At 64.7% G+C, this 13,167-nt stretch carries 9 protein-coding genes and 2 pseudogenes; 9 read left to right on the forward strand and 2 right to left on the reverse strand.

From position 1 onward, the window contains the following. The first annotated feature begins 276 nt into the window (after positions 1-276). The 4 genes and pseudogenes from tnpB to ACR80S_RS00020 all read left to right on the forward strand — a co-directional run bounded on the left by tnpB (position 277) and on the right by ACR80S_RS00020 (position 3,171). Positions 277-633, forward strand: coding sequence for an IS66 family insertion sequence element accessory protein TnpB (gene tnpB / locus ACR80S_RS00005; RefSeq protein WP_435402219.1), 357 nt, complete (start codon positions 277-279; stop codon positions 631-633). A gap of 42 nt (positions 634-675) precedes the next feature. Then, positions 676-2,254: pseudogene (gene tnpC, locus ACR80S_RS00010) on the forward strand (IS66 family transposase). Positions 2,255-2,521: 267 nt separating this feature from the next. Beyond that, a complete protein-coding gene (locus ACR80S_RS00015; RefSeq protein ID WP_435402220.1) occupies positions 2,522-2,818 on the forward strand; it encodes a type II toxin-antitoxin system HigB family toxin in 297 nt (98 codons plus the stop codon). Further along, complete coding sequence (locus tag ACR80S_RS00020; RefSeq protein WP_435402221.1) at positions 2,818-3,171, forward strand: helix-turn-helix domain-containing protein; 354 nt, start codon at positions 2,818-2,820, stop codon at positions 3,169-3,171. Before ACR80S_RS00015 ends, ACR80S_RS00020 begins: the two co-directional genes overlap by 1 nt. Before the next feature lie 199 nt (positions 3,172-3,370). Here ACR80S_RS00020 and ACR80S_RS00025 read toward each other — a convergent pair whose 3' ends face one another. Next, positions 3,371-6,031, reverse strand: a complete 2,661-nt coding sequence (locus ACR80S_RS00025; RefSeq protein ID WP_435402222.1) for a heavy metal translocating P-type ATPase — start codon at positions 6,029-6,031, stop codon at positions 3,371-3,373. A gap of 110 nt (positions 6,032-6,141) precedes the next feature. Further along, positions 6,142-6,543, reverse strand: a pseudogene (locus ACR80S_RS00030) (MerR family transcriptional regulator); the annotation flags it as partial. Positions 6,544-6,860: 317 nt separating this feature from the next. On the opposite strand from ACR80S_RS00030, the gene ACR80S_RS00035 reads away from it, so the two are divergent. From ACR80S_RS00035 to ACR80S_RS00055, 5 genes are all read left to right on the forward strand, one after another. Continuing rightward, a complete protein-coding gene (locus tag ACR80S_RS00035; protein ID WP_435402223.1) occupies positions 6,861-8,177 on the forward strand; it encodes an OmpP1/FadL family transporter in 1,317 nt (438 codons plus the stop codon). 244 nt (positions 8,178-8,421) lie between these two features. Next, a protein-coding gene (gene prfB, locus ACR80S_RS00040) for a peptide chain release factor 2 (RefSeq protein WP_435402224.1) occupies positions 8,422-9,520 on the forward strand; the annotation gives its coding sequence in 2 pieces (ribosomal slippage) (positions 8,422-8,496 and positions 8,498-9,520; 1,098 coding nt in all). A gap of 4 nt (positions 9,521-9,524) precedes the next feature. Further along, on the forward strand, positions 9,525-11,120 hold the full coding sequence (gene lysS, locus ACR80S_RS00045) for a lysine--tRNA ligase (RefSeq protein ID WP_435402225.1): 1,596 nt from the start codon (positions 9,525-9,527) through the stop codon (positions 11,118-11,120). A gap of 74 nt (positions 11,121-11,194) precedes the next feature. Then, on the forward strand, positions 11,195-11,581 hold the full coding sequence (locus ACR80S_RS00050; RefSeq protein ID WP_435401202.1) for a hypothetical protein: 387 nt from the start codon (positions 11,195-11,197) through the stop codon (positions 11,579-11,581). 84 nt (positions 11,582-11,665) lie between these two features. After that, the gene (locus ACR80S_RS00055; protein WP_435401203.1) at positions 11,666-13,093 is read left to right on the forward strand and encodes an MFS transporter; all 1,428 of its coding nucleotides are present in this window, start codon (positions 11,666-11,668) and stop codon (positions 13,091-13,093) included. Positions 13,094-13,167 lie beyond the last annotated feature (74 nt).

The following is a 13,167-nucleotide window of genomic DNA, read 5'->3' on the forward strand; positions in this document are numbered from 1 at the left end:
AAGCGATTGGCCTGCCGGCGCCTACCGCATCGCGCTTGTAGTGCCAATTTTGAAAAGGCGTTTCCAGGTTAATCAGTAGCTTACGCTTCTATCTGTCGAACTCGGGGGCCATCTGTTCCATGCCTCGTCTCGGCAATTGGCGCTGAGCGAGTATGCCGAGGAGCAGAGTCTACCTCTGGCGGCGCTTCTGGCCTGGGAGCAGCGCCTGGTGGTGCAGGATGTACCGGTGCCACCGCGTCATCGGCCGCCACGCTTTGTCGCCGTGGAGGTCGTCCGATGATCCGGCCGGATACCGGACTGCGGGTCTATCTGTGCCGCGAACCGGTCGACATGCGCAAGCAGATCGACGGGTTGGCTCTGCTGGTCCAGGAGGCCATGGAGCTCAACCCCTTCGAGGAGGCGGTGTTCGTGTTCGGCAACCGCCAACGCGACAAGGTGAAGCTGCTGTTCTGGGAGCGCAATGGCTTCGTGGTCTGGTACAAACGCCTGGAACGGGAGCGATTCAAGTGGCCCGACCGCCTGGAAGCCGACACCGTCACCCTCTCGGGTCAGGAGTTGAACTGGCTCCTCGATGGCTATGATCTTAGCGCCATGCGGCCACACAAGACGCTGAATTTTCAGTCAATTGGGTGAGTTTTTGCTGCCACAATGGGCGCTGTTTGGTAAAATGACGGCATGGTTTCCCCAGCCCCCTTATCCCCAGACACGGTCTCCCAGCTGCAGCGCCAAGTACGCTCTCAGCAGGAGGAGATTGCGCGTCTTCATCATCTGATGGAGAAGAAAGAAGCTGAGTGGGAAGCCACCAAGGCCGCGCTGTTCGAGAAGTTCCGCCTGGCCATCGAACGTCAGTTCGGCCCCTCCACCGAGAAGTACCGCATCGAGCAGGGCGACCTGCTCATCAACGAGGCCGAAGTGGCTGTCGACGAGGAGGAGGCCGACGATGATGTGGACGCGACGACCGAGCCCCGTCAGCCGGCCAAGCGCCGTAGCCGTGGAGGACGGGTTGTCCTGCCGCCCGAACTCCCCCGTGTCGAGGTCTTCCACGAGCTTCCCGAGGACGCCCGTCACTGCCACGAGGACGGTGCCAAGCTCAAGGTCATCGGCAAGGACGTCAGCGAGGAGCTGCATGTCGTGCCGGCGCGTGTCGAGGTGATCCGCCATGTGCGCTACAAGTACGGCTGCCCAGCTTGCGAAGAGGGCGTGCAGATCGCCCCGGCGCCGGCCAAGCTGCTACCAGAGCAACGCCAGTCCGACGCTGCTCGCCTATGTGGCCACCGCCAAGTACCAGGATGCCTTGCCGCTCTACCGGCAAAGCCAGATCTTTGCTCGGCACGGTGCCGAGATCCCGCGCAACACCCTGGCACGTTGGATGGTTCAGGTCGGTGAGCGGCTAATGCCGCTGGTTAAGGTCCTGCGTGAGCACCTGCTGCAGAGCCCACTGATCCACATGGATGAGACCACGCTGCAGGTCAACACCGAAGCCGACCGGCCAGCGAGCGCCACGTCCTACATGTGGCTGCAGCGCGGTGGCCCACCGGGCCAACAGGTCGTGCTGTTCGACTATGACGCCAGCCGAGCCGGTCGGGTGCCCGTGCGCCTGCTGGGCGACTATGCCGGTCGCCTGGTCACCGATGGCTACGAAGGCTATGCCGAGGTGGTGCGGCAGAACGGCATCACCCATGCCGGCTGCTGGGCGCATGCGCGGCGCAGGTTCGTTGAGGCCCAGAAGGTGCAACCCAAGGGCAAGACCGGCAAGGCCGACTGGGCGCTCAACCAGATCCGCAAGCTCTACGCCGTGGAGAAGCAGTCCAAGGCACTGGAACCCGGGGCGCGCCAGGCGTTGCGCGAGCAAAAGAGCCGCCCGCTGATCACCCAGCTACGCACCTGGCTCGACAAGTCGTTGACACAGGTGCTGCCGAAGAGCGTGCTGGGCAAGGCCCTGCACTATCTGAACGGACAGTGGCAACGCCTGACCCGCTTCCTCGATGATGGGTTGATCCCGCTGGATAACAACCCGGCAGAGAACGCCATCCGCCCCTTCGTGGTCGGCCGCAAGAACTGGCTGTTCAGCCACACACCGAGCGGTGCCCAGGCCAGCGCGTCAATCTACAGCCTGATCGAGACGGCCAAGGCCAACGGCCTCTCACCCTACAACTACCTGCAGTTCGTGTTCGAGACACTGCCCACGCTCGGCGAGGATGACGATCTCGACACCTTGCTGCCCTGGCGCTGGAAAGACACTCTACCGGCCTGACTCAGGCTGGAACCTGGGGTTTGTGGACCGTTTACTCGGCGCGGGCGAGTGCCGGGGCGTCGTTGATGCCTTCGCCCACCATGCCGACCACTTCGCCGGCCTTCTGCAGGCGCTCGGGCTAATCGGGGTCAGACTTCCATTTTTCACTCAGCCTGAAGCGGTACAACCACCCAGCGGGGCAGCGATGCCGGCCGCAGGCGTTGTCAATTCTCCTCCCTTGACTCCCATTATGGGAGGTGCTAGTTTCTGTCGCAAAGGGAGAATCCAGTGAGAGTCATCGCCAAGCGCACATTGAGAGAGTTCTGGGAGCGGGGATTCGACGATGCCGAAACGCCGCTGACAGAGTGGTACAACATGTTGTCGAAATCGATATGGCAAACTCCTCAAGAGCTCAAGGCTGACATACGAACTGCCAGCATACTCAAGGGCGGGCGAGTCGACTTCAATATCGGCGGTAACAAGTACCAAGTCATCGTGGCGATTCGGTACAGCCAGCATATCGCTTGGGTGCGCTTCGTGGGCACCCATGCGCAGTACGACATAGTAGATGCGGAGACAATCTAATGAATATTCAACCCATCCATAACGATGCGGACCTCGACCGGGCCTTTTCCCGCATTGAAGAGCTGTGGACCGTTGAAGACGGAACCCAGCAGGCCGATGAGCTCGAAGTGCTTTCTATCCTGGTCGAGAAGTACGAGGATGAGCATTATCCTGTTGGCCCATCTGATCCTGTCGAAGCGATCAAATTTCGCATGGAGCAGCAGGGGCTCACTCAGCGAGATCTTGAACCTTTCATTGGTTCAAGTGGCCGAGTGTCCGAGGTGCTGAATCGTAAGCGTAAACTCAGTCTACGAATGATCAAGCGCCTACATGATGGTCTGAAAATCCCGTATGAGAGCTTGCTGGCAGGCTAGGACTCATCGGGGACAGACCCTCATTTCCCTGGCCCTGGTTACCCACCTATCCTGAAAAGTCACCAGCGGCCGGCATCTCTGCCGGCCGCTGGCGCTTTGGCCCTATGACGTCAGGCGGCCCGCTACTGAGTTTTCGCCATCCAGAACCACCAAACGATCAGCCCGATAACGGCGAACCCCGCCAGGTTGACGATCCAGCTCATGAGGTCACCTCCTTCTGGCCTTGCTCTGGAGGGCCTTTTTCGTTGTGGGGCTTGAACAGGCGCAGGCGGTTGGCGTTGCTCACCACCGTGATGGAGGAGAGCGACATGGCCGCGCCGGCGATCATCGGTGAGAGCAGCATGCCGGTGAAGGGGTAGAGCACCCCCGCGGCGATGGGAATGCAGAGGACGTTGTAGCCGAAGGCGCCCACCAGGTTCTGCTTGATGTTGGAAAGCGTCGCCCGGCTGATCTCGATGGCCGAGGCCACGCCGTGGAGCGAACCGCGCATCAGGGTGATGCCGGCGCTCTCGATGGCCACGTCGGTACCCTGGCCGATGGCGAAGCCCACGTCGGCGCGGGCGAGTGCCGGGGCGTCGTTGATGCCGTCGCCCACCATGCCGACGACTTCGCCGGCCTGCTGCAGGCGCTCGATCTCGGCGTGCTTGTCCTCGGGCAGCAGGCCTGCCCGGAACTCGTCGATGCCCACCTCCCGGGCGATGGCGGCGGCGGTGTGCTTGTTGTCGCCGGTCAGCATCACCACCTTGAGGCCGTCGGCCTGCAGGCGCTTGATCGCGGCAATGGTGTCGTGGCGCAGCGGGTCGCTGATGCCGAACAGCGCAGCGAGCCTGCCGTCCACCGCCAGGTAGACCACGGTGCGCGCCTGGGCCTCTAGTTCGCCGGCCTTCTCCTTGCCGGCGGCCAGGTCGACGCCGGCCTCTTCCAGCAGGCGGGCGTTGCCCAGCAGCAGCGGCCTGCCGTCGGGGGTCTCGGCCTTCACGCCGCCGCCGGTCACGCTCTCGAAGCTTCGGATCTCGGCGGGCTCGGCGCTGGTCTTCTCGGTCTGTTCTTGAGAGTAGGCCATCAGCGCCGCGGCCAGCGGATGCTCGGAGCCGCGCTCCAGGACGGCGACCAGGCCCAATACTTCCTGCTTGTCGCTGCCATCTCCTTCACTGCCGTGCACTTCGCCTTCAAGCCCTTCGATAGAAAAAACGTGGGCCTCGGTGACGCTGGGCTTGCCCTCGGTGAGGGTGCCGGTCTTGTCCACCACCAGGGTGGTGAGCTTGCTGGCGATCTGCAGCGCCTCGCCGCTGCGCACCAGCACGCCGTGCTCGGCGGCCTTGCCGACCCCGATCATGGTGGAGATCGGCGTGGCCAGGCCCAGCGCGCAGGGGCAGGCGATGATCAGCACCGTGGTGGCGGTCACCAGCATGTGGATTACCCGCGGCTCGGCGCCGACGTTGAACCAGACAAGCGCGGTGAGCACGGCGATGATCATCACCGTGGGCACGAAGATGCTGGAGACCTTGTCGGCCAGCTCGCCGATGGGCGGGCGGGAGTTCTGGGCGGTGGCCACCTGTTCGGTGATGCGGCCAAGCTTGGTGTCGGCGCCGACGCGGGTGGCACGATAGACCAGCGAGCCCTTGCCATTGACGGTGCCGGCGCTGACCTCATCACCCGTGGCCTTGGTCACCGGCAGCGGCTCGCCGGTGAGCATGGATTCGTCGATATGGCTCTGGCCCTCGGTTACCTCGCCGTCTACCGGCAAGCGCTCGCCGGGGCGCACGCGGATACGGTCTCCCTCGCGCACCTCGTCGATGTCGAGCTCTCGCTCCTCACCGTCGCGGATCACCCGGGCGGTGCGGCTCTGCAGGTCGAGCAGGCGCTTGAGGGCCTCGCTGGTGCGGCCCCGGGCGCGCAGCTCCAGGGCGTTGCCCAGCAGCACCAGGCCGATGACCATCGCCGAGGCCTCGAAGTAGATGCCATGGGCCACGGCGGGCAGCCAGGGGGCGAAGGCCACCACCGCCATGGAGTAGACCCAGGCGGTGCCGGTGCCCATGGCAATCAGGGTGTCCATGTTGGCCTGGTGGTGCTTGAGGTTCTTCCAGGCATTGATGAAGAAGTGGCGGCCGGGGCCGGCCAGGACGGCGAGCGTCAGCAGGCCGATCACCAGCCAGAACACGCGGCCCATGCCCACCAGGTGGGGGTGATAGACGAACATGCTGGCCATCAGCGGCACGGCGAGCGCCAGCGACAGGACGCTGCCCCGCAGGCGGTGGCGGTAGATCTCGGCGTCCTTTCTGGCGCGGGCATCCTCGGCCTGGCGCAGGTCGAGGATCGGCTCTGCCTCATAGCCTGCGGCTTCCACCGCGCGGATCAGCTCGGCCTCGTTGGTGTTGCCGCGCACCTGAGCAGTGTGGGTACCGAAGTTGACCTCCGCGCTGACCACCCCTGGCGTGCGCGCCAGCGCCTGCTGCACGCTCTTCACGCAGCTGGCGCAGGTCATGCCGCTGATGGAGAGCCGCCGGGTGGTGGCGCGCTCGTCACCGGGAGCCTGCGGGGCCGGCGCGGGCGTTGCCTCCGTCGCGGGCTCCGGCTCGGCAGCGCTGCTCTCCTTCTCGATCTCCTCCTCAATCTCCTTCTCGATCTCTTCCTCGCTTGCCGCTTCCTCGAGGTCGCCCGGCGGATAGCCCGCCTCCTGCAGGGCCTGGTCCAGCGCCGCATCGTCCAGCACGGAGGTAACGTCCAGGCGCTTCTCGGCGGGGGTGCCAATCACCTCGGCGTCCGGGTCCAGCGCCTGGATTGCCTCGCGCATGCGCTTCACACAGCCCTGGCAGTTCATGCCGGGCACGCTACGTTCGAGTGGAAGGCGTGCGTTCATGGGCTCTCCTCGGTGGATGTGGCGCCGGCGGGCGCACGGTGGCAGTCGTCGCCGCACTCCGGGTTGCGCGCTTTGTTGCGCTCATGATTGCGCGCTGTGTCGCGCAGGGGCTCGGGGAAGCTTTCGATCAGGCGGCAGAGGCTGTGGCCGTCCGGGGTGCCGTCTGGCATCTCGGCCCAGGCGTCCAGGGCCTGCTCCATGCGGGTGGCCAGCGCCTGCAGCTCTTCGATGCGGGCGTGAATCTCCGGCAGCCGGCTCGCGAGCAGGTCGCGGACCATGGGGCACGGGGAGTCGCCGTGGTCGGCGTGGGTGAGAATGTCGCGGATCTCGGCCACCCCGAACCCCAGGGTGCGGGCGCGCTGGATGAAGCGCAGGCGTTCCAGGTCGCCCCGCTTGAAGAGCTGGTAACCGTTGTCGGGGTGGCGCTCCGGCTCCAGCAGCCCCTCGCGGACATAGTGGCGCACGGTCTCGGCGGTGACGCCGGCGGCCCTGGCCAGTTCACTTACCTTCATGTCGGTGCCTCGCAGGTTTCTGTCTCGCAGTGGTTGCGAATGACTCCAGTGTAAAACCCATGTGTTACCCAAAGGTCAAGGCGGACGAGGGGGTGGGCCATGCTGTTTCGGTACAGGACGGGCGTGCATCGCAACCCACTGAAAATACAGTCTATCAAGTATCTATACGACCAAAGAATAAGTGTTTACAGCATTAAAACGAACGTTTGCCCTTGAATCTGGCAGGTGGTTGCGAGAAAAGGGGAGCACGCGTCTGCTTCCGCTGCGGGGACACCCCAGCGACAGCGTGACAACATAACCGCAAGGGATGTGACCACATGAAGAACAAGTTCAATCGCCTTTCCCTGGCAGTGGCCATCGCCGCTGCCGCCTTCGCCAGCCAGGCCCATGCGGGCGGCTACCAGATCAACGAGCAGAGCGTCAGCGGCCAGGGCTACGGACACGCCGGGCGTAGCTCCAACGTCAACGACGCCACCATCGTGTTCGGCAATCCGGCCGGCATGTCGTTCCTGGAACGCGCCCAGGTGACGGCAGGCGGGACCTATCTGAACGTCAATACTGATATCAAGAACGTTGACTACGAAACATTTGCCAATACACCGGCAGGCCCCGCTCCTGGGGCGCTTGGACCCGCAACTCCGGGAACCAATGATGGCGATATGGTGCCGGGAACCCTGATTCCCTTTGCCTTCTACGCTCACCCGGTGAATGAACGCCTGGCCTTCGGTTTCGGCGTCTATGCGCCCTTTGGTTCCAAGACTGACTACGAAGATACCTTCGAAGGCCGTTACTTTGGCAACTATACCGAGCTGACAGTGATAAGCGCTCAGCCCACCGTCTCCTATCGCTTCAATGATCAATGGTCGGTTGGTGCAGGTATCACGTATAACCGTGTTGAGGGTGAGTTGCGCCGACAACTGCCGACGGACCCGAGCTTCAACCCTGCCGGCGATATCGATTCGCGGGTAGAGGGTGACGACGACGGCTGGGGCTACAACGTGGGCATTATCTATCAGCCGATTCCTGAGACGACGCTAGGCCTGACCTACCGTTCCAAGGTGGATTACACGCTGACCGGTGACTTCCGTGCCTACGATCCCGCAGGGAATGTGGTGCGCGCCGATGACGCCAATCTGGATTTGAGCACACCGGAAACCGTCAACTTTTCCATCACTCAGCAGATGACCGACCGCCTGAAGCTGATGGGTGGTGCTTCCTGGGCACGCTGGAGTCGCTTCGACCAGATTCTGGTGACGGGTAGTCAGGGGGATACCATCACCCAGGAAATCCAGGATTACTCCAATGCCTGGGCCTACTCGCTGGGTGGCGAGTATCAGCTGAACTCTCAGCTGGCGCTTCGTGCCGGCATCGCGCTGGATTTCACGCCGACGAACGACGAGCGTCGCAGTGTTCGCATTCCGTCGGATGACCGTCGCATCTTCTCCGTCGGTGCCGGCTGGAGCCCGACGGAAGATCTGACCTTGGACTTGGCCTACTCCTATCTCACCGAGCGGGGTACCAGCATCAGTCAGTCCCGCGATGACTCGCTTGGAGGCGTTGGCGGTACTAACTACTCTGCCGACTACAAGAACGAGGCCCACGGCTTCGGCGCTCAGCTGACCTACCGCTTCTAAGCGGCAGCCAGCCAAGTGCACGCAGGGAACCCGGCCTCGGCCGGGTTCCCTGCGTCTGGGCGGGTGCACGGGTGCAACCCCGGCGGATGCGGCGTGGCGCCAGGTTCGCTACAATGCTCATCCTTTAGCACATGACCTTAAGCACAACACCTTTAGCGCAAGCCCTATTCGTGCCGCTGGGGCGCTGGCTCGATGCCTGCGCTGCGGCGTTCGCTTTTCCACCGCAGATTCAGGCGAGTGAGCCATGTTGGAAACCAATCCGATTCACAACCTCATCAAGGACCTGTCTGAGCGGACAGACGTCCTGAGGGGGTATCTTTGACTATGCCGAGAAGAAAGACCGGCTAGAGGAAGTCACCCGCGAGCTCGAGGATGCGGGCATCTGGAACGATCCGGATTATGCCCAGAAGCTCGGCAAGGAGCGCGCCACGCTGGAAACCATCGTCCAGACCATCGACGAGCTGGACCAGGGCCTGGCGGATAGCCGCGACCTGCTGGAGCTGGCCGAGATGGAGGAGGATGAGGCCACCGTCGAGGAGGTCCAGAAGGAGCTTGATGGCATGCAGGCCAGCCTCGAGAAGCTCGAGTTCCGGCGCATGTTCTCCGGCGAGATGGACCCCAATAACGCCTATATGGACATCCAGTCGGGCTCCGGCGGCACCGAGGCTCAGGACTGGGCCAATATGGTGCTGCGCATGTACCTGCGCTGGGCCGAGCACCACGGCTTCAAGGCCGAGATCATCGAGCTCTCCGCCGGCGAGGTGGCGGGCATCAAGTCGGCCACGCTTCATATCCAGGGCGACTACGCCTTCGGTTGGCTGCGCACCGAGACCGGCGTGCATCGCCTGGTGCGCAAGAGCCCGTTCGATTCCGGCGGCCGCCGCCACACCTCCTTCTGTTCGGTGTTCCTGTCACCGGAGATCGATGACAGCTTCGAGGTCGAGATCAACCCGGCAGACCTGCGCACGGATACCTACCGCTCCAGCGGCGCCGGCGGTCAGCACGTCAACACCACCGATTCGGCGGTGCGCATCACCCACGAGCCCACCGGTATCGTGGTGGCCTGCCAGAACCAACGCAGCCAGCACGCCAACCGCGACTTCGCCATGAAGCAGCTCAAGGCCAAGCTGTGGGAGCTGGAGATGGACAAGCGCAACGCCGCCAAGCAGGAGGCGGAGGACTCCAAGTCCGATATCGGCTGGGGCAGCCAGATCCGCTCCTATGTGCTGGACGACCAGCGCATCAAGGACCTGCGCACCGGCGTGCAATCCAGCAACTGTGACAAGGTGCTGGATGGTGATCTGGACCAGTTTATCGTCGCCAGCCTCAAGCAAGGATTGTAACGAAATGGCCAACGAAAGCTCCTCAGCGGATAGCCCTTCACAGAACAGCCCTTCACAGAGCAGCCCTTCACCGAACAGCCCGCAGAACGACGAGAATCGCCTGATCGCCGAGCGCCGCGCGAAGCTGGCTGCGCGCCGCGAGCGGGCCGCCGAGCGCGGCGAGAGCGCCTTCCCCAACGATTTCCGTCGCGACAGCCACGCCGCCGAGCTGATCGAAGAACTGGGCGACAAGGAGAAGGATGAACTGGAAGCGCTGAACCGCCAGGCCGGCGTGGCGGGACGCATCATGCGCAAGCGCGGGCCCTTCGTCGTCATCCAGGACGTCAGCGGCCAGATCCAGCTCTACGTCGACAAGAAGGGGCTGCCGGCGGACGCGCTCGAGGAGATCAAGGGCTGGGACCTCGGCGACATCGTCGCGGGGCGCGGCCCGGTGCACAAGTCCGGCAAGGGCGATCTCTACGTGATGATGGTGGAGGCCCAACTGCTCACCAAGAGCCTGCGCCCGCTGCCCGACAAGTTCCATGGCCTCACCGATCTCGAGGCGCGCTACCGCCAGCGCTACGTGGACCTGATCATGAACCCGGACTCTCGCCAGGTGTTCGAGACCCGCGCGGCGGTGATCAGCGCCATGCGTCGCTTCTTCGAGGCCCGCGGCTACATGGAGGTCGAGACCCCCATGCTGCAGCAGATCCCCGGTGGGGCCACCGCGCGGCCCTTCGTCACCCACCACAACGCGCTGGACCAGGACATGTACCTGCGCATCGCGCCGGAGCTCTACCTCAAGCGCCTGGTGGTGGGGGGCTTCGAGAAGGTCTTCGAGATCAACCGCAACTTCCGCAACGAAGGGCTCTCCACTCGGCACAACCCCGAGTTCACCATGATCGAGTTCTACCAGGCCTACGCGGACTACCACGACCTGATGGACCTCACCGAGGAGATGCTGCGCAGCCTCACCCGGGAGGTGCTGGGCACCACCACGGTGGTCAACAGCGTGCGCAACAGCGCGGGCGAGGAGTTGGAGCGCTACGAGTACGACTTCGGCAGCCCGCTGAAGCGGATTACCGTGTTCGATTCGATTCTCGACTACAACCCGGATATCCACGCCGAGGCGCTGGCCGACGAGTCCGCCGCGCGCCAGATCGCCGAGCGCCTGGATATCGACGTCAGGGATGGCTGGGGCCTGGGCAAGATCCAGATCGAGATCTTCGAGAAGACCGTGGAGCACCGCCTGAAGCAGCCCACCTTCATCACCGAGTACCCCACCGAGGTGAGCCCGCTGGCGCGGCGCAAGGACGCCAACCCGTTCGTGACCGAGCGTTTCGAGTTCTTCGTCGGCGGCCGTGAGATCGCCAATGGCTTCTCGGAGCTCAACGACGCCGAGGACCAGGCCGAGCGCTTCCGCGAGCAGGTGGCGGAGAAGGAGGCCGGCGACGACGAGGCGATGTACTTCGATGCCGACTACGTGCGCGCCCTGGAGGTCGGCCTGCCGCCCACCGCCGGCGAGGGCATCGGCATCGACCGCCTGGTGATGCTGCTGACCGATAGCGCCTCGATCCGCGATGTATTGCTCTTCCCCGCCATGCGACCCGAGGTGGAGTGAAGGGCGGGAAGTGTTGGTAACCCGGGCGGTCAGCACCCATAATGGTCATCGTTTCGACGTCGAGGAGACCCCCCATGAAACTGCTCAATCGCTCTGCCCTGAGCGTCCGCCCTACCCAGCATTTCGTGGACTGGATCAATGCCCTTGAACCGACCATGGGCGATGACGATATCGCTCTGGATGACGTCGAGCGTGAAAGCACGGTCTACCTGATCCCGGAGATGGACACCCCTGAGGCCCTGGAGGGCTTCGTGCGCGAGCGCTACCTCGAGATCCTCGAGACCGAGCTGCGCGCCTGGGAGGAGGACGAGCGCCAGTGGCCGGAGGCTATCGACTGGGCGTTGTTCCAGCGCTTCCTGCAGGTGGAGCACAGCTACCTGGCCATCGACCTCGACGACGAGGCGGCCCTGGAAATCTCCGAGGTCGACGACTCGCTGCTGACGGATTTCGGCCAGGACTAGTCTCCAAGCCCAAGCCCGCCCGACAGGCTGGCAAGAGGAAACCGGCTTAGGCCGGTTTCTTCGTGAAGGGAGCATGGACACAGGATGAGTCAACTCTTCGAGACCCGCCCCGACGACGACGGCCTGCCGGGCCCCGAGCGGCGCCTGGCCGTGCTGGCGCTGATCCTCGGCACCCTGATGGCGGTGGTGGATACCACCATGATCAACATCGCGCTGCCCTCCATCGCGGCGGGGCTCGAGGTGTCCGCCTCCCGGGCGGTGTGGGTCACCAACCTGTTCCAGATCAGCTGTGCCGCCTTCCTGCTGGTGTTCGCCGCGCTCAGCGAACTGGTCAGTCGCCGCCGGATCTACGTGGCCGGGGTGGGCATCTTCACCCTGGCCTCCCTGGGCAGTGCGCTCTCCACCAGCCTGGAGTCGCTGCTGGTGTTCCGCGCCCTGCAGGGGCTGGGGGCCGCGGCGACGCTCTCCATCGGGCCCTCGCTCTACCGCTCCATCTTCCCCTCGCGTCTGCTGGGCTCAGCGCTGGGGCTCTCGGCCATGGTGGTGGCCGGCGGCTATGCGGCAGGGCCGGCTATCGGCGGGGTGCTGCTCTCGGTGGCCGACTGGCCCTGGCTGTTTGCCCTGCACCTGCCGCTGGGGGCGGTGGCGGTGGTGCTGGCCTGGAAGGCCCTGCCGCGGGAGGCAGGCCGGCGCGGCGGCTTCGACCTGGCCGGGGCGCTGCTCTCGGTGGCCATGCTGTGCGGCTTCTTCGTGGCCATGGACGGCGTCGGTCACGGCATGCCGGCGGGGCGGGTGGCGGCCTGGCTTTTCCTCAGCATTGCGGCGGCGCTGCTCTTCCTGCGCCGCCAGCGGCGGGCCAGCCATCCGCTGATGCCGCTGGCGATCTTCCGTGAGCCGCGCTTCAGCCTGGCGCTGGTGGCCCAGGGCACCGCCTTCGTGGGACAGGGGCTGGCCTTCGTGGCGCTCTCCTTCCTGTTCCAGAGCGACATGGGCTTCACGCCCCTGGAGACCGCCTGGCTGTTCACTCCCTGGCCGTTGGCGATCATGCTCGTGGGCCCCCGCGCCGGCCGTCTGGCCGATCGCGTGAACCCCAGCCTGCTCTCCAGTGCCGGGCTCGGCCTGCTGCTGGTGGGCCTGGCGCTGCTGGCTCGGCTCGATGCCGAGGCGGGGGTGGTCGACGTGCTGTGGCGGATGCTGCTGTGCGGGGTCGGCTTCGGGCTCTTCCAGCCGCCCAACAACCGCGAGCTGATGAGTACCGTGCCCCGGGAGCGCAGCGCCAACGCCTCCGGCATCATGAGTACCTCGCGCACGGTGGGGCAGTCGCTGGGGGTGGCCCTGGTCGGCGCCTTCCTGGCCACCGGCATGCCCGTGCAGGCGACGCTGTGGCTCGGGGCGCTGGCTACCCTGCTGGCGCTGGGCGCGAGCCTGGCCCGGGTGCCCTTGGCCGGCGCCGCCCAGCGAGAACAGCGCCTCTCCAAAGAGGCAACCCGTGGCGAGGGGCGCCGGGGGTGAGGGCGCCGCATCGTTACCGCTCGTTAGAGCGAGTACAATGGGGCCTTCCTTTCACCCACGTTTCACCCACGTTT

This window comes from Halomonas salsilacus (assembly GCF_051216275.1).
GTDB lineage: Bacteria > Pseudomonadota > Gammaproteobacteria > Pseudomonadales > Halomonadaceae > Halomonas.